Source organism: Dyella acidisoli (assembly GCF_030160295.1).
GTDB lineage: Bacteria > Pseudomonadota > Gammaproteobacteria > Xanthomonadales > Rhodanobacteraceae > Dyella_B > Dyella_B acidisoli.
In genome coordinates, this window is record NZ_BSOB01000010.1 from 268,404 (window position 1) to 292,004 (window position 23,601).

The window sequence follows — 23,601 nt, forward strand, 5'->3', positions numbered from 1 at the left end:
ATTGCTACGGCGACTTCCCGGACACCCGGCGCTTGGTTCAGTGATCCCTCACCGCCTCCACCGGCGTCGTATCGCCCGCTGTTTGCGCCAACGGCAGTGCATCGCTCACCAAATGCATCAAGAATCGGCCTGGCTGTTCCTGCATGATCATGTGCGCGGAATCGGCGAAAACCACCAACCGCTTCGATGGTGCCTGGAGCTTGTCGAACCATTGTTCGGCAAGTTCATGCGAGGTGGTCTCGTCGTGCGCTCCGACAAACAGGATGACTGGGCAAGCAAAATGCGTGGTGTTGTCGAAATCGACATCGACGACAGACGCCATCAAGTGATGAATGGAGAACACGCTTCCCTTATTGATCGCGTCCAGTTCCTTTGAGCTGTAATCCGGCGATAGCTCTTCGGCATCCGAATCGAAGCTGTAATTCTGCCGCCCGTATGCCAAACCGCCGTAATACATCTCCCATTTGCTTCGCACACCGAGGCGATCAAGCGTAACGGGCGTCGTACCGGGATACGGCGCAATAGCCTGCAGTTGCTTGATGGCCTCCGCATTGCCACTCGCTTTCGCCTGCTGCAAGGCGAAGTTGTAGCCAATTTCTTCATTCCGGCGCACGTTCACCACCTGCCCTACGCCGATATAAGCGTAGAACCAGTCGGGATGCTGCTGCGCCAAACGCGTACCCAGCACCGTGCCCCATGAATGACCCATCAGAAAAATCTTCTGCTTGTCATAGTGCTTACGCAGGTATTCCACGACCTGCGCTGCATCATCCGTCATGCCTTCGACAGTCATGCCAGGCGCCATCTTTTGCTCGGTATTCGCAGCATAGGTCTTGCCCGTGCCACGCTGATCCCATTGCACGACAGTGAAATAGTCTTCCCACGGCGACTGGTAGATGTAATCGCCCGGCATGCTTGGCGATGCAGGGCCACCATGCAGAACCAGCAAAATAGGATTACGGCGATCCCTGCCGCGGATCGAAAGCCATTGATCGATGCCATTGATGGGCACCTTCACCAATTCCTCGACGCCGTTGGGCGTAACGATATGGTTTGCATTGGCAATGATCCGCGTGACTTCCGCACGCGTCATCGTTGCCTCTTTGTCCTTTGCGGCTGCACCATCATGCGCTGCAGCCGCAACCATCAGCGGCGTCAGCGCAACCATCGACAACAGCCATGGCAATCGCACTTTCATTTTTACTTCTCCAGGTTAAAGTCATCAAACAAAGTCATACGGATCGTGTCGCCACCACCGGTGGCACTTCCGTGGCGCGCAGAGCCGGCGCGAGTACACCCAACTGCCCTATCACCAACATCACGGCAGCACCAACTGGCAGATACATCCAAGGTAAATGGGGAAGCTCGTAGTAATGCATGAGCAAAATGTTGCCGGCATAAGCAAGCGCCATCCCTAAAAGGATGCCTACGCTAACGATCAATAGATTTTCCGCAAAGAAGTAACACAGTATCTGCGCGCGGCGCGCGCCTAGGGCGCGACGTATCCCGATCTGCCGGGTGCGACGCTGCACCCAGAAACCGGTGAGACCCATGATGCCGACCAAGGTTACGATGACGATTGCCAGCACCATGCCCAGCAGCAACCAAAGCGCGGCACGCGAACTCTTGAAGGCATCGTTGCGCTTTTCGTTGTACGTCTGCACCCGAGCTTGAGCCCCGCCTGCGTTCGCTCCACCGAATTGACGCTTGATCGCGTTTTTCACACCTTGCAGCGCAATGTCACGCATGGCTGGATCCACGCGCACCGCGTAACTCAGCATGGCTGTATTGCCGATATTTCGAGCTAGCAGCACGGTATAGTCCGCACGTCCATCCGTGGCCAACCCAATCTCGTTGCGGAGCAAGTGTTTGACGACACCTACCACCTGATAACCGTGGTCGCTCTTATCGGCTGGATCAGGATCGGCTAGCAACTGCCCAACAGCGGGAGCTGCGCCAAACAATTTATCGGCCAAAGCCTGCGTAATGATCACCGGCTGCGTCACGCCGGTATCCCAGTCCGAATTGCTGCCATTACTCGCACCTAAACCCCACGGCCGATATTCGCTTGGCAGAAAATCCCGCCCCGTCACCATCTGCAGTCCCAGCGTCTGTACCAGGCCTTTGCCAAAGAAAGCGTTGACGCCAACTGCTGTGTGTGTCGGCCCCTGCAGATTGACCATGATCGATGCGATGCTCACCATCGGCAGACCGAACCCAGACGACGCGGCACGCACACCGGGCACCGCACGCAGCGCGTCTTCTCCGGCGACGGATTCGGCCGCCGTGTAAGTTCGCCCTTGCGCGGCCAGGTTATCCACCAGGATCAGGTTATCGGCATCCACGCCACTCGGCGCCAGCATCGGCTGCAAGCGCTGCCAGGCCAGAAAAAACACATTGCACAGAATGGCGCAGGCCAATGCAACCTGCAGCAGGACCAGCACAGGCATCAAGCTATGTCGACGCAATGGAGCAAGAATGATCCGCATGCACACGCCCCCTTAAGCGCTTTTGACTTGCAAGCCAGGCTGCACCATCGATACCCGCCACGATGGCAACAAGCCCACCAGCGCACCGACACCAAGGGCGAGTGCGAACAGCGCCGCAAACATCGCCACATCGAGCCTCGCCAGATCGGTGAAACCTTGATCCTGCATCCGCAATAAGGCCAGCCCCAGCAATGTGAGCGGCCAGGCCAATGCACCACCAAGAAAACAAACCATGCCGGCCTCGAACAAGTGATGCAGCATCACTGCACGTCGTGAAGCCCCCAAGGCGCGCCGAATGCCGACTTCAACACTGCGGCGCATGAACTTCGCCGCCAGCAGGCCCGCCACATTCACCATGCATAGCACCAGAAACGAACCGGCCAGCCAAACATTGAGCCGCACGTTGTCCGGTATCACATTCTGCAGCGTCAACCACTGTTGCACACTCAACAACTGCGATTGCGGTTTCTTGCCGTAACTCCCCAGTGAGGTTTGCTGTTGCGCATAGTGATCAAGAAAACTGCGGTATGCCGCTACATCCTGTGGCGTGCCGAGCTGTACCCAGTAGGCCAGCCACTCGCAATGCAAAGGGTCAACGGCAATGAATCGCTTACCTTTGTCCGTCGCGTCATCGCAGCCGTCGGTGCTGGAGGACGCGAGACCTGCATCGACTGCGGCACCGTAAGGCACGAAGATGCTTTCTTGAGAATCACCGCCGAACGCCCAAGCATTCAAGCCATAGAAATGGGGTTGCGGCGAGTAAGGTTGGCTGACGCCGATCACACGAAAAGCGTGGTTCTTGATCTGCACCACGCGGCCAACGGCCCTCGGTGTACCGAACAGCTTTTGCGCCAGGCCGCTATCAATCACAGCAATCGGAGCGCGTGCCGCATCCTCCGCGACGGTCCAGCTGCGCCCATCCCGCAATGCCACGCCAAACATCGAAATGAAATCACTGCCCGTGGCCAACAACTGCTCGTTGAAATGCTGCCCGTTGCTACCCTCCACTCGCGCATCCAGATCGGCAACCACGGTCTGCAGCGTCCCCTTGTGCGCTGCTAGCAGAGCTTCGGCGTCTGGCATCTTCAGCCGCTTGTAGTCATAGGTGGTCACCCCATCCAACGAGGTGAAAGTCTGCGATTTGGCCTCTACCGCATCTACCCAGGCAAGATAGAGATGCTGGCTCCGTCCAGGTAATGGATCAGCGGAAAGCATGTGCAACAGCGCCAACGTCGTCATGCTCGCAGCCAGGCCAATCGCCACCGTCAGCACGGCCAACGCCGTCGTCTTCGGATAACGACGCAATCCCCGCAAGGCCAACTCCATGCTGTATCCAACCATATACAACGTCACTCCCCTGTCCCTGTTGCCAGTAGCGCTTCGTTACGTCGTTATACGGATCGTGTAGCAACCACCGGCGGCACCGCTGCAGCGCGCAAGGCAGGCCCCAGCACCGCGAGTTGGCCTAGCAGCCAGAGCACGATGGCGCTTGTCGCAACGTAAGCGGCGGGCAAATGGGTGACTTCGTAAGCTTTCATCAACATCACGTTCAAGGCGTAAGCCAGCAATACACCGAACACGATGCCCATCGTCACGATGAGGAAATTCTCGGTTTGAAAATAGCGAAGGATGTCGCCGCGTGTCGCGCCAATCGCGCGGCGGATACCGATCTGCTTGCGGCGCTGCTGCACCCAGAAGCTCGCCAGGCCAACGATGCCGAGTGCGGTAACCAGCAGCAGCGCTGCAATCACCCCTACTAGTACTCGGGCCATGGCGCGGTCATTTTCGAAATAGGCGTAGCGAAATTCACTGATCGTCTTGGAGTCGTCCATGTCGAGCACCGTGTCAGGGGCGACTTTGGCTACGGCTGCGCGCACGTCGCGTAGTACATGCGAGATATCCTGTGGCCGCGCACGCAGAAGGTAACTGCCAGTCAGAAACGGCCCGGGTTGTGCCGGCACGAACACCGACCAGTCCACGCTGTACTGGCCGCGACTGCCTGGCTGGGCGATCGCCAGGTGTTCAAGCACGCCTGCCACACGGTAGTGGCCGCCGGACCAGAACTCTTTGCCGAGCGGGTCTGCGCCCGGCCATAGGTGGTCAGCTAATGAGCGCGTGATCCAGACCTGGGCACTACTAGGCAAGACATTGCTAAGCGACACATAGTCACTCGCCTGCGGCAAGCGGCCTGCAACAAGCTTCAAGCCCAACGACTGGAAACTGCTGGGTCCGCCGAGATAGAAATCGATGACCGCGTTGATTTGCTTCATCGCCGGGTCGAGAGACATGCCGTTCGCACCAGCCTGCGGTCCGAACGGCACCGTGTTGATCACGCTGACGGATTGCACCCTGTCGATCGCGGCAAGTCCGCTCAGCATTCGAGCATTGAGATCGCGCGCCATTGCGTTGTCGAAACCGGTCAGCTGGACGATGGCCAGGGACGATTCATCGACACCGCTGTTGAGCTTCATACGCTGCTCGCGCCCCATGATCAGAAAACAGGCATTGCATAACACGGCGCATGCCAAGGCGATTTCCATCGCAATCAGCAGGGTGGCGAGCCGGTGCCGGCGCAAAGCGGTGATGATGGGTCGAATCTGCATGATCATTCCCTTACTGCGTCTTCAACTGCAGGGCCGGCGCAACGCGGCTGGCGCGAAAAGCCGGCAAGGCGCCCGCCAGCAAGCTGACGGCAATGGACAGTGCAAACGTCGTCGCGAACATCAACACATCCAAGTGCACCATGTCCGCATAAGGTGTCGGCTGCCGGCGTACCAGCGATAGTCCTGCGAGCGTCAGCAACCAGCCCAGGACTCCGCCCAACACCCCAACTAACGCCGTCTCCATCAGGAATTGCGCAAAGATGGCCCCACGCGTTGCACCGAGTGCACGGCGCACACCGATCTCGCCGCCTCGACGAAGAAACTTCGCCAGCAGCAATCCAATCGTGTTGAACAAGCAGATCGCCAGGAAGGCAAACGCTAGCCAGGTTTGCAGATGCACGTCGCTGGGCACAACGCCGTTGTAGTCAAGCCATTCCATCAGATTGGGCAAACGCGTGTTCTCAGCATGCGTAAAGCGACCCAATGACTTTTGCTGCGCAGCGTAGTCCGCAAGGAAGCGGCGATAAGCTGCTGCCTTGCCTGCATCGCCGAGCTGCACCCACACGGTGACCCATTCGCATGGCGCGTCGATCAAATGCCCGGGTATTTTCGGCAACGCCCAGCAGGTGAATTGCTGGAAATTTCCGTCATTGATTTCCAAGCTACTGGAAAACGGCACGAACACATCTTCAGGCTTGCCATAGAAATCGGCAGTATCGCCATGCGCAAAACGGCCTCCCGCGACCATGTAGAACAACGGCGACGGTCGCCACGGCTTGAGTACGCCGATGATGCGGACGTCCGTATTGCGCAAATGCAAGGTACGCCCAACGCTGTTGGCGCCACCGAACAACTTGTCGTTAAGCGATGCACTGATCACGGCCACGCGGGAGCGCCGCTCGTCGTCATCGGCAGTCCAACCCGATCCGTATTGGAACGGCACATCGAACATCGGGAAGAAGTCTGTCGTGGTCGAAAGCAGCATTAGCATCAACGGCGGCACGTTGGTTGCTGCAGCAACCACCTTGACCGGACTCTGCACCACCAGCGTTTGCCGGTCGGCGCGATGCGCACTCCACAGATCCATCGCGGAGCGGTAATCCATGACATCCATCGGCGTCTCGTGGGTTCTCTCTGGCGTGGGATCGGGATCCACCAACGGACGAAACAACGTGGCGCTCTTGCCAGGCAAAGGGTCGCCAGAGAGCAGATGCATGACGGTCAACGTCGTCATGCTCGCACCAATGCCCACGCCAATGGCAAGCACCATCAGCACGGTAAGCACTTTATTGTGCTTGAGGCTGCGGATGGCCATATCAAGGTAATAACCGAACATGCTCCCTCCCTAGACAGTTAGACGGATCGCGTCGCCACCACCGGCGGCACCGCCGCCGCGCGCAACGCCGGGCCCAGCACCGCGGCTTGCCCCAACCCCCACAACAGCATTGCGCCCACTGGGAAATAGACCGCCGGCAACCGCGGCAGCTCGTAATGCACGATTAAGAACAGATTGATGCCATAGGCCAGCACCATGCCCAGCACGATGCCCATGGTGGTGAGCAGGAAATTCTCGGTCTGGAAATAGTTGAGAATGTTGTAGCGAGTGGCGCCCAACGCGCGCCGTACGCCGATACTGCGGTTGCGTTGCGCCACCCAGAAACTGGCCAAGCCCACGATGCCCAGCGCGGTAACAATCAACAGTGCAAGACAGACCCCGACGAGGATGCCAGCCATCGCGCGGTCGTCACGAAAATAGCGGTGACGCAGCTCATCAAAAGTGCCTTTTTCGAGCACGATACGATTGGGATCAAGGCCTTTCAGTTTGGCAAGCGCCGCTTTCAGCACCTGCTCCCGGTCCTGCTGTGCACAGCGAATCACGTAGGACGCGCCACCGGACGCACTGTAGCGGATCGGATTGACTGCGCTGTATTGCTCGCCCTCCCTGATGCCGCCGCCACGTGCCAGTTCCCGTATCACGCCAATCACCGTCAGCGAGATGTTCTTCGCCACATAGATCTGCTTGCCGAGAGGGTTTTGTCCGGGCCAAAGCCGTTCGGCCATGGGTTGGGTGATCAACACGGATTTCGGTAGGGCATTCATATCCCCCTTGCGCAGCAAGGCATAGACATCGGCAAGGTCGTGATATTCATCGGCGCGAAAATCGCGACCTGCCACCAGTTGCACGCCGAGCGTGGGAATCACGTCTTCGCCCAAATATTGACTGGCGTTGATCTCATCGTTTTGTTGCTCGGGATCGGTCTTGATACCCATGTTCGAGGAAGAGCCACCAAAAGGCAGTTGATTGGTAGCCATGGCCGACTTCACACCGGCGATCTCCTTCAGCGCAGCAAGATCGGCGGCTGAGCGCGCCATAGCGTCTGGGCGATTGTCGATATTGGCAAGCTGCACGTACACCAGTTCGTGCTCAGCCACACCGGTAGACATGTTCATGCGTTCCAGGCGCTGCCCAATGAGGAAAATGGCATTGCACACGATGGCGCAAGTCAGCGCGATCTGTGCAATCAGCAGGCAGGCGGTGAACTTGTGCCGACGCAACGTCGAGAGAATGGGTTTGATATCCATGTCAATTCGCCTTTAGCTGCAGTGCCGGAGTAATACGGCAGGCACGCCACGCCGGCAGTACGCCGGCCAGCAAACTGGCAAGCACTGCCAGCGTGAAAGTAGCCAGCAACATCGAAACATCCATGTGCGCAAGGCTGGCGTAACCGGCAGGTTGCTGCCGCACCAGCCAAAGGCCGAGCATCGCCAACAGCAATCCCCCAGTGCCGCCAGCAAGGCCAATGACGCCGGATTCCATCAGCAACTGCCCGAACAGCGCCCGCTGCGAAGCTCCCAGCGCGCGCCGCACACCCAATTCCGCAGAGCGGCGCATGAACTTCGACAGCATCAGGCCCACGGTGTTGACCAGACAAACGACGAGAAACCCCACGGACAACCATGTCTGCAAACGCGCATCACTCGGCACGACGTGTTGGTAGTCCAGCCATTGCATGACGTTGCGCAAACGTACGTTGGGCGGGCGCTCGAAACGGCCCATTGCGTGCTGATCTTGCGAGTAATGAGTCAGGAAAGACTTGTATGCCTCCACATCAGCAGGCTTGTCCAGTTGCACCCAGAACTGCAGCCACGTGCAATTCACGCGCTCCAGATTGTCCTGATCGCCACCGGTGTTGCCCCAACAGTCTGTCGAACCGTCATGCTCCATCTTCAGATCGCGCGACGTCGATAGCGGAACGTACACATCCTCATCGCTTGCATAACTGCCCATATAGAGCTGATAGAAGTGAGGATTGGGATGCCAATCACCTAACACGCCCACGATGCGAAAGCTCGTTTCCTGCAGCCTGAGCTCTTTGCCTACGCTATTGCCGCCACCAAACAGCTTGTCGTTCAATGAAGCACTGATCACAGCGACGCGCGCTTTGCCTTCATCTTCGTTTGCATTCCAGCCTTGGCCAAATTGGAACGGCACACCGAACATCGGAAAGAAATCGGCCGTGGTATAGAGCGCGCTGGTCTGGAAGGGATCGACATTCGACTCGGTTGGCTGCAGCGGAACCATCCCTTCCGTCATGAGTGCTTGCCTGCTGGCACGCTTGGCTTTCAGCAAGTACATGCCGTCAGTCCAGGCGAGCTGATCCGGCGGCTCGACATTCGGCCCGTAGTCGTTCATATCGCGCGGATCGATCTGCGGGTAGTACAGCGATCCGCTGCGTCCAGGCAGCGGATCGCCGGAAAGCACATGCAGCACCGTCAGCGTGGTCATGCTTGCACCGATGCCAAGCGCAATGGCGAGCACCATCAGCGCGGTAAGCACGCGGTTCCGCTTCAGGCTGTGCAATGCGAGACTGAAGTAGTAGGACAACATGACGCTCCCCTCGTGATTGTCCGTTGACGCTAAACCGACCGCGTCGCCACCACCGGCGGCACGTTCGACGCGCGTCGCGCCGGTACGAATACGGCGATCTGCCCCAGCGTCATGACGACCGCGAGACCCACGAGCACGTAATAGACAGGCATGCTCTGCATCTCGAATTTGCTCATCAACAGGCGGTTCAAACCGACTGCGAGCGCAACGCCGACTACTGCACCGATGCCTGCGATCATCAGGTTCTCAAGCTGGAAGTAGCGCAGGATGTCGATCTTGCGTGCACCCAGCGCGCGACGCACACCGATCTGTCGGTGACGCTGACCGACCCAGAAACTGGTCAGACCCACGATGCCCGCCGCCGTTACCGCGAGCAAGATGAGGCACACTGCCCCCATCAGTGCCGCCATGCCAATGTCGGCACGATAGGCTTCGGCGCGAATGTCTTTGAACGACTTGACGCTGTCGTCATCAAGCACCCGCATTGGACTGACCGTATACAGCGCGGACGGCACCGCACGCATGGCCGCCTCCAACCGACCCGGCTTGGCGCGCACCACGTAGCGTGAGAAGTTGCCATTGAGCCGAATCGGCTGGATGGTCGAGTTCCAAACAAAGCTGCTGGCCCAACTGCCCACGGAAGGCACCTGCAGACGCTCCACTTCGCCGATGATGGTGGTCGGCTTGGAGTCGCCATTGAGGTAAATCACCTTGCCAACCGCGTTCGCCTCTGGGAACAGCTTGTCTGCCAGCGCCTTGGTAACGATCACGATGTCGGGCTGCGTGTTGGCTCGGAAGCCCATATTGGTCACATCAGCCGCAGTGAAATCGCGACCGGCAACCAGATGCAATCCCAATGTTTTCAGCCATTGCTCGTCGCCGAAATAGAAGGTGGTGCGCGCGTTACCCGAGCGCAGATCGGTACCTGGTTTCAGGGCAGCGGAACCGTTCCAGCTCGATGGCAGCAGCGGCACGGAGTTCGTCGGCGCCACGGACTCCACATCAGGTAATGCACGTAGTGCATTCAGATCCTCACGCAACATGGCATCGAGCTTCTGAATGCTGGCGGGATCATCACCGCTGGGCGCACCGACCCATTGCTGGGTGACCAGGAACACATCGCTTTCGACCAGCCCTGTGGGCCGGCGTACATTTTCTATACGCGCATAAATGATGAAGATCGCATTGCAGACGATGGCGAGGGTCACCGCGATCTGCAGGGCGATCAGCACGACGCCGGCCTTGTGCTTGCGCAGTGCTGCGATCATGGGATGCAGGTTCATGGCGAAGCTCCTAGTTTGTTTTCAGCTGCAGCGCAGGCTGCACGCGCGAAGCGCGGAAGGTGGGATAGAGCCCAGCCAGCATCGTGGCGAGCACCGCTACCGCCAAGGTAAGCATCAGCAAAGCGAGATCGACGTGTGCCAACGAAGCGATTTCCTTGGGCAACACCCAACTGACGCAGCGCACACCTACCCAGGTCAACATCAGGCCCAGTACACCGCCGGTCAGTCCGACCATGCCCGCTTCGATCAGAAACTGCATATAGATGGCCATGCGCGGCGCACCCAACGCGCGGCGTACGCCGATCTCCGAACTACGGCGCAGGAATTTCGCCAGCAACAAGCCCGCGGTATTCACCAGGCAAGCCACCAGCAGACCCAGTGCGACCATCAGCGAAATCTTGGTATCGCTCGGCACGACGTGCTCGCTGTCCAGCCATGCTGGCAGATCGCGCAGCCGGTTGTTCACGGGCCAGTCGAAACGGCCGGCGGCTTTCTGGTCGCGGAAGTAGCCGTCCAGATAATCCTTATAAGCGGAGGCCGCAGCCTTGTCGTCCAGCTCAGCCATGTAGGAAATCCAGATGCACGAGGATTGCTGCAGACCGACGAAGCCCGACCCTTTGGGAATCTCCGCGCAATTGGTATTGCCGTCGTTGGGCATGCCTACATCGATGGCGCGAGTGAAGGGCAAGAACACGTCCTCCTGCCCGGTCGTGAACCCGCCGGTATTTACGACGTCATAGAACACCGGTTTGGGGCTCCAGTTGTCCAACACACCGGTGACGCGATAATCCTTGCCGTCGATGTTGACGGTCTTGCCGATACTGTTGGCGCCGCCGAACAGCTTTTGATTGAGCTTGTCGCTGATCACAATCACGGCAGCACGCTGCGCATCGCTATCCGCGCCCCAGGCATTGCCGAACTTGAACGGCACATCGAGCATAGGAAAGAACTCGCTGTACACGGCATGGCCGCCGACATTGATCGGATGCTTGCTTGCGTCGGGCGGAACGATCGACGGCGACACGCGATACATCGCGGACTGATACTTGGCGCGATGCTCACGCATCATCGCTACGGCATCGGTGTAATCCATCGCATCCGGTGGCTCGTTATTGTTGGTGCCGTCCCTACGCCCCTTCGGCCCCCACATGTCGATCTGCGGTACAAAAAGCCGAGATGACTTCCATGGAATCGGATCGCCCGACACGGCACGGAACACGGAATAGCTGGTCATGGATGCAGCTACGCCGAACCCCACTATGAGGATCATCAGCGTGGTGAGCCCCGGGCTTCGTTTCAGACTACGCAGTGCCAAATCAAGGTAATAGCCGAGCATCGGATGCCTCCCCGTTTTTGTTCGTCGTTATCGCGTTAAATCCGTTCATACCGATCGCGTCGCTTCCACCGGCGGCACGTGCGACGCACGCCACGCCGGTGCGAATACGGCGCACTGCCCCAGCAAAAGCAGCATCGCCACGCCGGCCAGTACATAACCCGGCGCAATCCGTTCCATCTCGAACTGTTTCATCAGCCAGAGATTCAATCCGATCGCCAGCAATCCACCCAGCACGACACCTGCCATGCAGATCAGCAGGTTTTCGGTAAGGAAATAGCCAAGGATGTCCTGCCGGGTGGCGCCCAATGCGCGCCGCACACCGATCTGCTTGCGGCGCTGTCCAACCCAGAAACTGGCAAGACCCACGATGCCCGCAGCAGTGGTCGCCACCAGAATCACACTGATGACGCCCATCAAAATGGCCATGCCGCGATCACTCTTATAGGCAGCGGCACGCACCTGCGCAAACGTCTTCACGCCATCCTTGGGACGAATGACGCGCAGGCGCTGCGTCGCATATAGCGTCGCGCGCACACGTGTCGCCACATCCTCAATCTCCTCCGGCTGTGTGCGAATCAGGTAATGCGTGATGGTCACCAGGTTCCGGAATGGCAATAGCGTGGAGCAATCAGCCCATCGCGCCATGCTGTTGTCCACCCATGGTATTTGCAGGCGGTCGACAATGCCGATGATGATGCTTGGCTCGTTGCTGATATAAGCGGTTTTTCCGAGCGCCGAACCATCCGGATAAAGCCGCCGCGCTAATTCGCGAGTGACGATGATCACGGCCGGTGCGATCTTGTCGTTATCACCCAGTCCATTGATTTCATCAGCGTTGAAATTGCGCCCCTCGACCAGCTTCAGACCCAGCGTGGAAAGGGTGTTCTCATCCGAGAAATAGACTGCCGTTACGGAAACGTAATTGCGCTTGTCAGGACTATGGCCGATGCCGTTGGCGAAACCACCATTAGATAGGGGATAGGTATTGGTTGCGTATACGTTCGCCACGCCAGGCATCTTCCGCAGGGTGTCGAGATCGGCCGCCATCAGCGATGCGATCTGGCCCGTAGCCGGCTTACCCGCCCATTCGTTCTTCACGACCAAGAGGCCCGATTCCTCTACGCCGCTGGGCTTATCCATACGGACCAACCGCTGATGGATGATGAACATGGCGTTGCACACAATCGCCAGCGTCAAAGCGATCTGCATGGCGATCAGCACGACGCCGGCCTTGTGGTAGCGGAGCGCGGCGAGGATGGGACTTATCTGCATCGTCATCGCCTTCAATTTGATTTGAGCTGCCATGCGGGCTGCACCCTTGATGCACGCCAGATGGGATAGAACGCTGCCGCAAGCGTCGATACCAATGCGCACACCAGCGTCAGCCCGATCAAGCCAGTATTGACGCGAGCAAGCCTGGCAATATCCGGCTCGAACACCAGGCCGACACTCAGCGCGCCAAGTCCAGTGAAAACCACGCCAACCACACCACCACCCACGCCCACCATGGCGGCCTCAAAGAGAAACTGCGTCCAGATTTCCTTGCGGGATGCACCTAGGGCGCGACGCACGCCAATTTCCCCGGCGCGGCGCATGAACTTTGCGAGCATCAGGCCGATCGTGTTGATCAGGCACACCAGCAGAAAACCTAACGACAACCACAGCGAAATGCGTGTCTCGGGTGGCACGACCTTTTCGTAATCCAGCCATTCGACGAGGTTGCGCAGCGTGATATACGGCTTCCAATGAAAGCGCCCTGCGCGATTCTGGTCCGCTGCATAGTTCGTGAGGTAATCGCGATAAGCAGCTTCGGCTTTTGCATCCGGCAGCTCTGCCCAGTACGACACCCAGGCGCAATCGGAATGTATGAAGCCATCGAAACCCGGGTTGCGTCCGGCACTGCCGTAGCAGTTGGTATTGCCGTTGGTGTTTATCTGCAAATCGATTCCCCGCGTGAACGGCAGGAAGATATCGGGTGCATCGTTGAAGCCGTCGGAATTGTTCACATCGTAAAAGCGCGGCTTTGGATTCCAGCCATCGACTACGCCCACGATCTCGTAATCGTGATCGTCCAGCCGGATGGTGCTGCCCACACTGTCAGAGCCCTGGAACAATTGCTGATTGAGCTGACTGCTGATTACGACCACTGCCGCATGTGTATCATCCTGGGCCATGTTCCACGCCCCTCCATAGAGGAACGGCGCCTTGAACATGGAGAAGAAATCGGCATAGGCCGCATAACCGTTTATCGCGAACGGCTCGCTACGCTCGTCCTGCGGAACGAGCGTGAGATTGACCGGATAGATGGCGGTCTGCCGCCTTGCTTTCTTGTCTCGCAGCAACGCCATCGCATCGGTGTAAGTAAGCGCATCTGGCATATCAGCGCCCTGCGCACGGCTCTGCGGTCCCCAAATGTCGATCTGCGGCGCGAACAGCTGCAAGGATTTCTCCGGCAAGGGATTGGCCGAAACCGCGCGGAACACCGCGTAGGTGGTCATCGACGATGCAACGCCAATGCCGATGGTCAACACCATCAGCATCGTGAGAATCGGATTGCGCAGCAAGCTGCGCACCCCTAAGCGGAAATAGTAGGCAAGCATGCCGATCACTCCCTCCCCTTGCGCCTCGACGAATGCATGCTCATACCGGCCGCGTCGCCTCCACGGGTGATACACGCGATGCACGCAGCGCCGGTGCGAACACTGCGCCTTGACCCAGCAGTAGCAGGATCACTACGCCACTGAGCACGTATGCCAACGGCATCACCCTCAACTCGAAGCGCGTGACCAACCAGAGATTCAGGCCGAACGTCAGCAGTACGCCAACCGCGATACCACCCAGGCTGATCAGCAGATTTTCGGTAAGGAAGTAATGCAGGATGTCGCGATGCGTGGCACCCAGCGCGCGTCGCACGCCGATCTGCTTGCGACGTTGTCCCACCCAGAAGCTGGTAAGGCCCACAATGCCCGCACCCGTAATCGCCAGCAGTACGACACAGATGATGCCAAGCAGAACTGCCATACCGCGATCACGGTTGTAAGCGCGTTGGCGTACCTGCGCAAAGCTCAGGAGCCCATCATGAGAATCGATGATGCGCATACGGTTACGCCCATACAACGCCTTGGGCGCCTCTTGCATCGCCGCGGCAAGCTGTCCGGGCTTGGCGCGCACAATGTAGTAGAGACCAATCGGAATCGCCTGGCGCATGGGCCATATCAACGATTGATTGACGAAGGGTGCACTCCAGGTGTTCACCTCCTCGCGCTGCAAACGTTCGACGATGCCGATGATGACGGTGGGTTCTGCGCTCATCGAATAGAGCGGCTTGCCTAGCGCATTGCCGTCCGGGAAAAGCTTGTCAGCCATGGCCTTGCTGACGATAACCACGGGCGGGTGGATGTTCTCACGCGTCCCCATGTCGCGTACTTCATCGGGCGTGAAGTCTCGGCCGGCGATCAATTTGACGCCCAAGGTATGTATCAGGCTCTCATCACTGATGTACACCGAGGCATCGGTTGTCGGCTTGATCTGTTCGGGCGTCAACGAAATGAAGTTGTCCCAACCGCCGCCGCGCAGAGGATAGCTGTTGCTCGGTGCAGCATCCTCGACGGCGGGGAGCTGGCGCAGCGCAGCCAGGTCCGCCTTGATTTCAGAGGACGCCTCCTGGGTGGAGTACTGCACTCCCCAGAAATTTTCGATCACGAACAGATTGGCTTCGTCGACACCGCTAGGTTCGGAAAGGTGCGACAGACGCTGGTGAATGATGAACAGTGCGTTGCACACGATCGCCAGGGTCAAGGCGATCTGCAAGGCAATGAGCAACGTGCCGGCCTTGTGTCGACGTAGGGCAGCCAGAATAGGTTGAATCTGCATACGTGCTCCCTCGCCTCAATTGGATTTCAGTTGCCACGCCGGCTGCACTTGCGCTGCACGCCAAGCTGGATAGAACGCAGCCGCGATCGTCGCCAGAATGGCCACCATCAACGTCAGACCAATCAGCGAAACATCCAGATGCGCCAACTTTGCAATCTCAGGCTCGAACAGCAGGCCGACACCCGACATGCCTGCCGCCGTCAACACCAAGCCCAGTACACCGCCGGCCAGCCCGACCGCTCCGGCCTCCACCAGGTACTGCGCGTAAATTTCATGACGTGTCGCACCAAGCGCTCGACGCACGCCGATTTCAGCGGCACGGCGCATAAACTTCGCCAATAGCAATCCGATCGTGTTGACCAGACAGATGATGAAGAAGCCCGATGCCACCGCCAGCGAAATGCGGCTTTCTGGCGGCACGACTTTCTGCTCCTCCAGCCACCCCATCACATTGCGCAAACGTATATTGGGCGACCACGCGAAACGCCCTGCGTGTTGTTGGTCGGCAGCATAGGCTTCCAGGAACTGGCGATAGCGCGCCACTTCGCTGGACGAATCCAACTCGACCCAGGGCATCATCCACACGCAGTCGCTTTGCAGCCATTGATTCCAGCCATTGAATTCCAGCCGACCGCGGCAGCTGTTTCTGCCCGAGGTGTCGATTTGCAGATCGAGCATGCGATTGAGCAGCACATAGAAATCGGGCGAATCACTAAAGGCGCTATCACTCCAGACCGCGTAGAAGCGCGGCGATGGATCCCAGTGCTTCGCCACGCCGACGACGCGATAATCGTGGCCCGACAGGGTAATGTTCTTGCCTACGCTGTTCGCACCGCCGAACATGCGCTGATTGAATTCTTCGCTAAGCACGATATCTGCGGCGCGCTTCTCGTCATCACTGCCAGTCCAGGCATTGCCGTACAAGAAAGGCACATTGAACATCGGAAAGAAGTCGCTCATGACCGCATAACCACCGGTCGAAACGAGCGTACTGCTGGAACCCGGCTGAGGCGAAGAAAGCATGACCGGATAAATCAAGGTCTGGCGCGAAGCCTGATGCGCCCTCATCAACGCTATGGCATCGATATAATCCAACGCTCCGGGCGGCTCACCCTTTTCGTTTTGCTGCGGCCCCCAGTTATCGACCTGAGGCACGAACAGCTGCGATGACTTTTCTGGAATCGGATTGCCCGACACGGCGCGGAATACCGAGTAGGTAATCATCGATGCGGACACGCCGAAGCCGATCGCCATCACCATCAGTGCGGTGAGCATCGGGTTGCGCCGGAGGCTGCGTAGACCGAGCTGGAGGTAGTAGGTGAACATGAAAAGTCCCGATAGAGCCCATTTGTTCTGCCGTCATTCCCGCGAAAGCGGGAATCCATCTTGAAGATGTACCAAGAGCAAAATGGATTCCCGCTTTCGCGGGAATGACGCCACAGAGGGAAGATCACGCGACTGTGTGGCTATCCATGTCCACAAGCAGTGCGTTGAGCTATCCCCGCACCTGTCCTGCCGCTGCTGCATACGCCGTGTGGAAACGCGGATCCTCCGCCAGATCCACCACTTGACCATCGATGATGTGCACGTTGCGCTGCGCGCGCGCAGCGAGTTCCGGATCGTGCGTTACCATCACAATCGTTGCGCCTTCGCGATGGATCTCTTCGAGCAGTTCCAGCACGCCGCGCGCCATCTGCGTATCCAGATTGCCGGTGGGTTCGTCGGCGAGCAGCAAACGCGGGCTGCCGGCGAGCGCGCGGGCAATCGCCACGCGCTGTTGCTGACCGCCAGAAAGCTCTGCCGGATAGTGCTTGGCGCGCGAGGCAAGACCGACGCGTTCCAGCGCGTCCATGATGCGTTGCTTGCGTTCCGGTGCCTTCATGCCGCGATAGCGCAGCGGCACTTCTACGTTGTCGAACACGTTGAGGTCGGGAATCAGGTTGAATGCCTGGAAGATGAAGCCGATTTTTTCGTTGCGTATCCTTGAGCGTGCGTTGTCGTCGAGGTGGCTCACTTCGACGCCGTCAAGGTGGTATTCACCGCCAGTAAAAGTTTCCAGCAGGCCAGCAATGGTGAGGAAGGTGGTTTTGCCCGAACCGGACGGACCGGTTACGGCGACGAACTCGCCTTCCTTCACGTCGATGTTGAAATCGCGAAGCGCGTACGTTTCCACGACTTCGGTGCGATAAACCTTGGAGAGATGCGTCATCTTCAGCATGAGTTTTATCCTTCGGTTGGTGTTTGCCGTCAGCGGCTGATCACGACGCGCTGCGCGCCTTTGAAATTGTCGGTACCGGAGATCACGATGTTGTCGCCTTCCTTCAGGCCATCGAGGATTTCCACTTTGTCGATGCTACTTTCGCCTGCGCGAATCGTGGTCTTGGTGGCGATGCCGTCGCGCACGACATAGGCATAGCTGCCGCCGGATTCGTCTACGAAGGAACCACGCTGCACCGTGAGCACGTTGTCGCGATGGTCGAGCAGAATGCGCACGGACAAGCGCTGGTTCTGACGCAGTTGCTTGGGCGTGCCACCTTCGAAGCGCACGCGCGCGGCCACCTCGCCATTCACCACTTCAGGCGAAATCGCGCTGACCAAGCCCTTCCAGTTGTTGCCGTTGCCGCTGATTTCGCCGCCCATGCCCACCGCAAGATCGCGTGCGAAGCTTTCAGGCACTTTCACTTCCACTTCCAGCGCAGAAAGATCGATCACGCTGAGCAGTTGCGCATCTTTCGCCACCGTGGCGCGTTCGGCGATGAAAAGCTGACCCACCTGGCCGTCCACCGGCGAGCGCACGTTGAGGTTGTCGACTTGGCGCTGCAGATCCTGCACCAGCAATACCTGGCGATCATGCGCGAGTTTCTTCGCCTTGATGTCAAAAGTGCCGGTATCGCTGTCGAGATTGAGATCGCCCTGCGCGTGCGCCATGGTGATCTTGGCTTTGTTCAGCGCATCCTTCATTTTGTCCACTTCCATCTGTGGCACGCCGCCGAGTTTGTATGCTTCCTGGTAGCGGTCGTAATCGCGCGATGCGGTTTCCTGGTCGATCTTGGCGTTGTCATACGCCTTTTGCATTTCCGACTGTTTCTTGCGCGCATCAATCTGCGCACGCAGATAGTCGACCTCCATCGCGTCGGCGTTGGATTGTTCCTGCGCAAGCTTGTTGACCAGCTCGGGGCTTTCGATCACTGCCAGCACCTGGCCCTTCTTTACCGTATCGCCCGCATGCACTTTTAGCGTGACTGCCCCGCCGTAGGTGGCATACATCGTCGGGCTGACCGCGGCAACCACTTGGCCTTCGGCCGCGATGTCGCGAATGAAGGGGCCGCGTTGCACGGTGGCGAACGCCAAGCGCGAGGCGCTCACTGATGCGTCGGCGGAAAACAAACGCGTGACGCTGGGCATCAAGAAGGCCAATACGATCACGGCAGCCACCGCGCCGCCTATCCATAAGAATTTTTTCTTGGGATTGGATTTGACCTCGACCAGACGGTCCTGGGCGGAAGTGTCACGAATCATGGTGCAGTCCTTGGCCGCGGACAGTGCGGCCCCTGACCATGAGTTGCAATCCGCGTGCCAACGCTCGGAAAGCAAAATAGACGCGTTTATTCAAACACTTGCATACATCACAGGACTATCGCCGGCTGTCCGCGGACACTCGCCGGACAGCGGACAGACGGGCTCTACGATTGCAGCACGGTGGATTCGGCGTGTGCGATGCGCGCGGCGATGCGATCGCCCAATGGCGACAGCGCGGTGTACGTGTCTTGTTCCAGCAGCAGCATTCCGGCTATTTCGCGCACGCGAAAATTCACCACGCTGGCACGATCGGGGTGCAGCGGTTGCATATCGATGGATGGGAACGTTATGGAACACGGCACGCAGGGTGCAGTAAGCGCATCCCAGGCGAGGTAGTCCGTGTCCGGCAATAAATGCCAACGTGCACGCACGCGGCCGAGGTGATCCAGGCATTCACACCATTCGCGCGGGCCATCATCAGTCACTACGCTGACGGCCACTAGCCAATGCGCATTCAACAAAGGCGCGAAAGCAGGTTGTGCGACTAATAAACCTGATGCTGACGCATTCGGCGGCGCGTCCTTCGATGCAGCGTGCAGGTAGAGCACACTGCCAAGGCCAGGTAGTGCGCTGATCAATGTATGCGGTGTGATTCGCCGAATGCGTCGCGACGCGAGCAGACGCAGCGCACGACGGCAAAGCAAAGGGGAGCGGGCGGCAAGCCAGCTGAACATGACGATCTCCTGCTTGAAGATCCGGCTGGCGTAAGCGTGCTGGCGGATGAGTTGGAAACGTTCCGACGAACTACTTGGTAAGGATCAGTTTGCCGTTACGTGTGAGGCGCAAGTGGTATTCGCTACCCATATGCTGGATGACCAACTCGCGCTCGCCGGCCAGCAGTCGATGGCTGGAAATGCGGCGAACTGCAGCGGTTGGCGTATGGCTACCGTCGTCATCCACATTGGGTGGCTGCGGCAGCTGAGGCAAGCGGGAAAGAGTGAGTAGCGTGCCGGTGTTGGACATAGCAGAACTCCATTCGTCGGGGGACGATTGGATGATAATGATTCTCATTTGCTAGTCAAGCCGGTAAGCCGGTACCTGCTGGCAGTTTTGTAGGATGGGGGGGGGGCAAACCCCAATCCTACAAAACACCCCACCTAAGCACCTGGTTACGCCAACGCCTGCTCGATCCGCTCCTTCAAGGCGAGATCGAAGCGCGGCAGCAGTTCCAGCGCTTCCAGGTTGTGCTCCAACTGATCCTTCCTGCTTGCGCCAAGCATCACTGTCGACACATTCGGGTTGGCCAAGCACCACGCGATAGCAAGCTGCGCCGGCGTGGCACCTATTTCGGCGGCAATGGCCGGTAGACGTTTCACTTTTTCAACGCGTTCGCCGCCCTCGCCCAGCACCATGTCGCGCAGCCATTCATAACCTGGCTGCGTGAGACGCGAACCATCCGGAATACCTTGGTTGTACTTGCCGCTCAACAGGCCCGATGCCAGCGGCGACCAGATCGTGGTGCCCATGCCGTAGCTCGCATACAGCGGTGCGTATTCCTGCTCCACACGTTCGCGATGCAGCAGGTTGTACTGCGGCTGTTCGACTACAGGCGCATACATATGCATGGCTTGCGCGACGCGATGTGCTTCATGGATAGCCGCGGCGGGCCATTCGCTGGTGCCCCAGTACAGCACCTTGCCTTGGCGAATCAGCGTATCCATCGCGGCCACCGTTTCTTCGATCGGTGTTTCCGGATCGGGGCGATGGCAGAAATATAGATCCAGGTGTCCCACGCGAAGGCGCTCAAGCGCCTGATGGCAAGCCTCGATCACGTGCTTGCGTGAAAGGCCACGCTGCGTGGGACGAGGCTTTTCCGCCGAGCCGAAATACACCTTGCTCGACACGCAGTAGCTGTCGCGCGAAAAGCGCAAATCGGCCAGCACATCGCCCATCAGGCGCTCTGCTTCGCCGTGGTTGTAGGTTTCGGCGTTATCAAAAAAGTTGATACCGCGATCCCAGGCAAGCGCCATGATCTCGCGCGCTTCGGAACGGCCGATCTGCCGACCGAAGGTGACCCATGCGCCGAAGGACAGCGCGGACAGTTGCAAGCCGGTGCGACCAAGACGACGGTATTGCATGGGGAATCTCCTGATTCGTGCTTGCAGATGGTGTCGTCACTCACGCGAATCCCTGAATGACAGCTCTCGGTGCTAACAGCGTTTCAGTGAACGCTGAAGTCCTGAATCGTGCTCTCCACTGTGCGCTGCGCATTATGCGTATGCAGCGTGACAGCCACGCTATATTTTTCGAGATAAGCCAGTGTCACTTTGTCGGTTTCGATGCCATTCGCATCAATGACACGGCAACTCAGCTCCGTCACCTGTCCTTCGATCGACGAATTGAGTTGCGACGCGTCATAACGCTTGCCGCTATCGCACAGAAACTGGCCGGGATCCTGAAGGGTTTGTCCACCTGTACTGCCGTAGAGATAGACGAAGGCGACATGCCCATTCGTGCCCGTGTCGAAACGCAGCACTTTGCGCGCTTCCTGCACCGGCGGCAGGCTGGTGGCGCGCGTGGATATTCCCTGCGTGAGGAATGAAAAGTAACCGCGGTAGGTGAGATCCAGGCGCGTAGCAATTGTATTGCCGTTGCTGTCTTGTATGGCCTCCACGCGACGCACCAGTCCATGCCCAGCATTTTCCAGCGACATAGCGGTGGTGTAGTTGGAAGGCTTCGACTGGTCCGCCGACGTCGCAACATCGTGTGTATGCAGTGTGATCTTTGCGAACGGCACGGCCGCGAGATTCGCGCGCGTGATCGCATCCTTCACATCAGGATTGAGCGCATCGAAGCTGAAATGCTGCGCGAGGTAGTTCGACCCGCTGGCATCGCCGCCTTGTGGCGCGTTTTGCGCATGCGCAGTCTGTGCAATCGCCAGCAGTGCAACCATTGCCGACGCCGTCAGCTGTTTCGTCCATGCCATGCCCATGGCCGCCTACCTTGATGAACTTGAGAGAGCCTTACGATAACAAGGACGCGCGATCTTTCGTAAGCAGTCCGTCGTGCATCACGCCCAAACAAGCACCAGTTTCAGCACGACCGCAGCGAAAATGCCGGCTATCACATCGTCCACCATGACGCCCAGGCCACCTTTCAGGTGTTGATCGAAGTAACGGATCGGCCACGGCTTCCATACATCGAATAGACGGAACAAGGCAAAGCCGAGGACCACTGCCCACCAAGGCGCGAGCAATGCAGGCAGCAAGGCAATCCATTGGCCGATGAATTCATCCCACACAAGGCTGCGGTGATCGTCCACACCCAAAGCGCGTCCCGCGACGTCGCACGCCCACACGCCCACGACAAAGCCGATTGCGATCACCAGCACGTTGACAGACAGCGAATATTGACGCAGCAGCAACCACGGCAAGATCGCGGCGAGTGATCCGAAGGTTCCCTGCGCTACGGGCGCAAGTCCGGAGCCGAATCCGCAAGCCAGCCAACCTGCCGGTGTGGCAAGCAGCGCGCGGCGTTGTTCCGGGGTAAGGACTTTGCGTTCGCTCATGCGCTGAAGTGATCCCATCCTCGCTGGACTGGTTCGAGCCATTGTCCGTTCGCGTCGCGTACTTTGACGCCCTCGCCTTCCACGATGCGACCGATGCGCGTGGCACCGCAACCGAGCTTGGCGAGATCGGTTTGCACGGATGCCACCCGTTGCGCGGGCACGGTAAAACACAATTCGTAATCATCGCCGCCGCTCAGGGCAAAATGGAGCGAGCTGGCATCATCGAACAAACTAAGCAAGGCAGACGAACGCGGCAACAACGCCGTATCGATTTCAGCGCCGACACTGCTTGCTGTGCAGATATGCCCAAGGTCAGCGAGCAGACCGTCGGAAACGTCGATGCATGCGTTTGCGCGTTCGCGCAAAGCCAGCCCAGCAGCAACACGCGGCGTAGGGCGATTCAAGCGATCGATCAGATAACCCGATTGCGCATCAGCGCGACCATCTTGCTGCAGCATTCGCAAGCCACCCGCCGCGTCGCCCAACGTGCCGGTGACCAACACCGCATCGCCCACTTGCGCACCTGCGCGCTTGAGCGCTTTGCCAGGTGGCACGAAGCCGTGCACCGCCACACTGACGGTGAGTGCACCACGCGTAGTGTCGCCGCCCACCAACGCCAGCCTATACATTTGCGCCAGTTGCGCGAAGCCGTCGGCGAAACCGTCGATGAAAGCCTCATTCGCGTTGGGCAAGGTCAACGCCAATAGCGCCCAAGCCGGTGTTGCGCCCATCGCGGCAAGATCGGAAAGGTTTACGGCCAGCGCTTTCCAGCCGATATCGGCGGCGACCGTGTCGCGTGGGAAATGTATGCCTTCGACCATGGTGTCGATGGCCATCGCCAGCTCCTGGCCGGATGGCATGGCCAGCAATGCGGCGTCGTCACCGATGCCGAGGCGTACGTCGTCGCGGCTTTGCGCGGTGCGCTGGCGGATGCGGTCGATGAGGGAGAATTCCATGGAATCTGCTTGCTCCCGATACCTAATCTTGCGCTGACGTCATTTCCGCGAAAGCGGAGGCGCTTTACAACAGCGAAGCTGGTCA

Annotated in this window: 21 protein-coding genes; all 21 read right to left on the reverse strand. The window is 58.7% G+C overall.

From position 1 onward, the window contains the following. Window positions 1–37 precede the first annotated feature (37 nt). A complete protein-coding gene (locus QQJ86_RS06200) occupies window positions 38–1,198 on the reverse strand; it encodes an alpha/beta fold hydrolase (protein WP_284320045.1) in 1,161 nt (386 codons plus the stop codon). A gap of 34 nt (window positions 1,199–1,232) precedes the next feature. After that, complete coding sequence (locus QQJ86_RS06205) at window positions 1,233–2,489, reverse strand: ABC transporter permease (RefSeq protein WP_284320046.1); 1,257 nt, start codon at window positions 2,487–2,489, stop codon at window positions 1,233–1,235. Between the two features lie 12 nt (window positions 2,490–2,501). After that, the gene (locus QQJ86_RS06210) at window positions 2,502–3,842 is read right to left on the reverse strand and encodes an ABC transporter permease (protein WP_284320047.1); all 1,341 of its coding nucleotides are present in this window, start codon (window positions 3,840–3,842) and stop codon (window positions 2,502–2,504) included. Between the two features lie 38 nt (window positions 3,843–3,880). Then, the gene (locus QQJ86_RS06215) at window positions 3,881–5,092 is read right to left on the reverse strand and encodes an ABC transporter permease (RefSeq protein ID WP_284320048.1); all 1,212 of its coding nucleotides are present in this window, start codon (window positions 5,090–5,092) and stop codon (window positions 3,881–3,883) included. A 10-nt stretch (window positions 5,093–5,102) separates the two neighbouring features. Beyond that, window positions 5,103–6,428 carry an ABC transporter permease gene (locus tag QQJ86_RS06220; protein WP_284320049.1) on the reverse strand — a complete coding sequence of 442 codons (1,326 nt, stop codon included), beginning with the start codon at window positions 6,426–6,428 and terminating at the stop codon, window positions 5,103–5,105. A 17-nt stretch (window positions 6,429–6,445) separates the two neighbouring features. Beyond that, the gene (locus QQJ86_RS06225; protein WP_284320050.1) at window positions 6,446–7,675 is read right to left on the reverse strand and encodes an ABC transporter permease; all 1,230 of its coding nucleotides are present in this window, start codon (window positions 7,673–7,675) and stop codon (window positions 6,446–6,448) included. Between the two features lies 1 nt (window position 7,676). After that, window positions 7,677–8,981 (reverse strand): ABC transporter permease, encoded by a 1,305-nt coding sequence (locus tag QQJ86_RS06230; RefSeq protein WP_284320051.1) that lies wholly within the window; start codon window positions 8,979–8,981, stop codon window positions 7,677–7,679. Window positions 8,982–9,010: 29 nt separating this feature from the next. Then, window positions 9,011–10,264, reverse strand: coding sequence for an ABC transporter permease (locus QQJ86_RS06235; protein ID WP_284320052.1), 1,254 nt, complete (start codon window positions 10,262–10,264; stop codon window positions 9,011–9,013). Between the two features lie 10 nt (window positions 10,265–10,274). Further along, the gene (locus QQJ86_RS06240) at window positions 10,275–11,600 is read right to left on the reverse strand and encodes an ABC transporter permease (RefSeq protein WP_284320053.1); all 1,326 of its coding nucleotides are present in this window, start codon (window positions 11,598–11,600) and stop codon (window positions 10,275–10,277) included. Between the two features lie 45 nt (window positions 11,601–11,645). Continuing rightward, entirely contained in the window at window positions 11,646–12,905 is a 1,260-nt protein-coding gene (locus QQJ86_RS06245) for an ABC transporter permease (RefSeq protein ID WP_284320054.1), read from the reverse strand. Next, a complete protein-coding gene (locus QQJ86_RS06250; RefSeq protein ID WP_284320055.1) occupies window positions 12,884–14,200 on the reverse strand; it encodes an ABC transporter permease in 1,317 nt (438 codons plus the stop codon). Before QQJ86_RS06250 ends, QQJ86_RS06245 begins: the two co-directional genes overlap by 22 nt. 40 nt (window positions 14,201–14,240) lie before the next feature. Further along, window positions 14,241–15,473 (reverse strand): ABC transporter permease, encoded by a 1,233-nt coding sequence (locus tag QQJ86_RS06255; protein ID WP_284320056.1) that lies wholly within the window; start codon window positions 15,471–15,473, stop codon window positions 14,241–14,243. 15 nt (window positions 15,474–15,488) lie between these two features. Continuing rightward, on the reverse strand, window positions 15,489–16,799 hold the full coding sequence (locus QQJ86_RS06260) for an ABC transporter permease (RefSeq protein WP_284320057.1): 1,311 nt from the start codon (window positions 16,797–16,799) through the stop codon (window positions 15,489–15,491). A 169-nt stretch (window positions 16,800–16,968) separates the two neighbouring features. Next, window positions 16,969–17,691 carry an ABC transporter ATP-binding protein gene (locus QQJ86_RS06265; protein WP_284320058.1) on the reverse strand — a complete coding sequence of 241 codons (723 nt, stop codon included), beginning with the start codon at window positions 17,689–17,691 and terminating at the stop codon, window positions 16,969–16,971. A 29-nt stretch (window positions 17,692–17,720) separates the two neighbouring features. Continuing rightward, entirely contained in the window at window positions 17,721–18,992 is a 1,272-nt protein-coding gene (locus tag QQJ86_RS06270) for an efflux RND transporter periplasmic adaptor subunit (RefSeq protein ID WP_284320059.1), read from the reverse strand. 164 nt (window positions 18,993–19,156) lie between these two features. Continuing rightward, on the reverse strand, window positions 19,157–19,726 hold the full coding sequence (locus tag QQJ86_RS06275) for a hypothetical protein (protein ID WP_284320060.1): 570 nt from the start codon (window positions 19,724–19,726) through the stop codon (window positions 19,157–19,159). A 70-nt stretch (window positions 19,727–19,796) separates the two neighbouring features. Beyond that, entirely contained in the window at window positions 19,797–20,015 is a 219-nt protein-coding gene (hemP, locus tag QQJ86_RS06280) for a hemin uptake protein HemP (protein WP_284320061.1), read from the reverse strand. 146 nt (window positions 20,016–20,161) lie between these two features. Continuing rightward, window positions 20,162–21,130, reverse strand: coding sequence for a potassium channel beta subunit family protein (locus tag QQJ86_RS06285; RefSeq protein ID WP_284320062.1), 969 nt, complete (start codon window positions 21,128–21,130; stop codon window positions 20,162–20,164). Window positions 21,131–21,213: 83 nt separating this feature from the next. After that, entirely contained in the window at window positions 21,214–21,978 is a 765-nt protein-coding gene (locus tag QQJ86_RS06290) for a hypothetical protein (RefSeq protein WP_284320063.1), read from the reverse strand. An 84-nt stretch (window positions 21,979–22,062) separates the two neighbouring features. Then, entirely contained in the window at window positions 22,063–22,560 is a 498-nt protein-coding gene (locus QQJ86_RS06295) for a phosphatidylglycerophosphatase A family protein (protein WP_284320064.1), read from the reverse strand. After that, on the reverse strand, window positions 22,557–23,516 hold the full coding sequence (thiL, locus tag QQJ86_RS06300) for a thiamine-phosphate kinase (protein WP_284320065.1): 960 nt from the start codon (window positions 23,514–23,516) through the stop codon (window positions 22,557–22,559). Before thiL ends, QQJ86_RS06295 begins: the two co-directional genes overlap by 4 nt. Window positions 23,517–23,601: the final 85 nt, after the last annotated feature.

Excerpts from the sequence above, each read along its gene's own strand:
- QQJ86_RS06200 (WP_284320045.1), bottom strand. The coding sequence starts at position 1,198 with ATGAAAGTGCGATTGCCATGGCTGTTGTCGATGGTTGCGCTGACGCCG.
- QQJ86_RS06205 (WP_284320046.1), bottom strand. The coding sequence starts at position 2,489 with ATGCGGATCATTCTTGCTCCATTGCGTCGACATAGCTTGATGCCTGTG.
- QQJ86_RS06215 (WP_284320048.1), bottom strand. The coding sequence starts at position 5,092 with ATGCAGATTCGACCCATCATCACCGCTTTGCGCCGGCACCGGCTCGCC.
- QQJ86_RS06220 (WP_284320049.1), bottom strand. The coding sequence starts at position 6,428 with ATGTTCGGTTATTACCTTGATATGGCCATCCGCAGCCTCAAGCACAAT.
- QQJ86_RS06225 (WP_284320050.1), bottom strand. The coding sequence starts at position 7,675 with ATGGATATCAAACCCATTCTCTCGACGTTGCGTCGGCACAAGTTCACC.
- QQJ86_RS06230 (WP_284320051.1), bottom strand. The coding sequence starts at position 8,981 with ATGTTGTCCTACTACTTCAGTCTCGCATTGCACAGCCTGAAGCGGAAC.
- QQJ86_RS06235 (WP_284320052.1), bottom strand. The coding sequence starts at position 10,264 with ATGAACCTGCATCCCATGATCGCAGCACTGCGCAAGCACAAGGCCGGC.
- QQJ86_RS06240 (WP_284320053.1), bottom strand. The coding sequence starts at position 11,600 with ATGCTCGGCTATTACCTTGATTTGGCACTGCGTAGTCTGAAACGAAGC.
- QQJ86_RS06245 (WP_284320054.1), bottom strand. The coding sequence starts at position 12,905 with ATGGCAGCTCAAATCAAATTGAAGGCGATGACGATGCAGATAAGTCCC.
- QQJ86_RS06250 (WP_284320055.1), bottom strand. The coding sequence starts at position 14,200 with ATGCTTGCCTACTATTTCCGCTTAGGGGTGCGCAGCTTGCTGCGCAAT.
- QQJ86_RS06255 (WP_284320056.1), bottom strand. The coding sequence starts at position 15,473 with ATGCAGATTCAACCTATTCTGGCTGCCCTACGTCGACACAAGGCCGGC.
- QQJ86_RS06260 (WP_284320057.1), bottom strand. The coding sequence starts at position 16,799 with ATGTTCACCTACTACCTCCAGCTCGGTCTACGCAGCCTCCGGCGCAAC.
- QQJ86_RS06265 (WP_284320058.1), bottom strand. The coding sequence starts at position 17,691 with ATGCTGAAGATGACGCATCTCTCCAAGGTTTATCGCACCGAAGTCGTG.
- QQJ86_RS06270 (WP_284320059.1), bottom strand. The coding sequence starts at position 18,992 with ATGATTCGTGACACTTCCGCCCAGGACCGTCTGGTCGAGGTCAAATCC.
- QQJ86_RS06275 (WP_284320060.1), bottom strand. The coding sequence starts at position 19,726 with ATGTTCAGCTGGCTTGCCGCCCGCTCCCCTTTGCTTTGCCGTCGTGCG.
- hemP (WP_284320061.1), bottom strand. The coding sequence starts at position 20,015 with ATGTCCAACACCGGCACGCTACTCACTCTTTCCCGCTTGCCTCAGCTG.
- QQJ86_RS06285 (WP_284320062.1), bottom strand. The coding sequence starts at position 21,130 with ATGCAATACCGTCGTCTTGGTCGCACCGGCTTGCAACTGTCCGCGCTG.
- QQJ86_RS06290 (WP_284320063.1), bottom strand. The coding sequence starts at position 21,978 with ATGGCATGGACGAAACAGCTGACGGCGTCGGCAATGGTTGCACTGCTG.
- QQJ86_RS06295 (WP_284320064.1), bottom strand. The coding sequence starts at position 22,560 with ATGAGCGAACGCAAAGTCCTTACCCCGGAACAACGCCGCGCGCTGCTT.
- thiL (WP_284320065.1), bottom strand. The coding sequence starts at position 23,516 with ATGGAATTCTCCCTCATCGACCGCATCCGCCAGCGCACCGCGCAAAGC.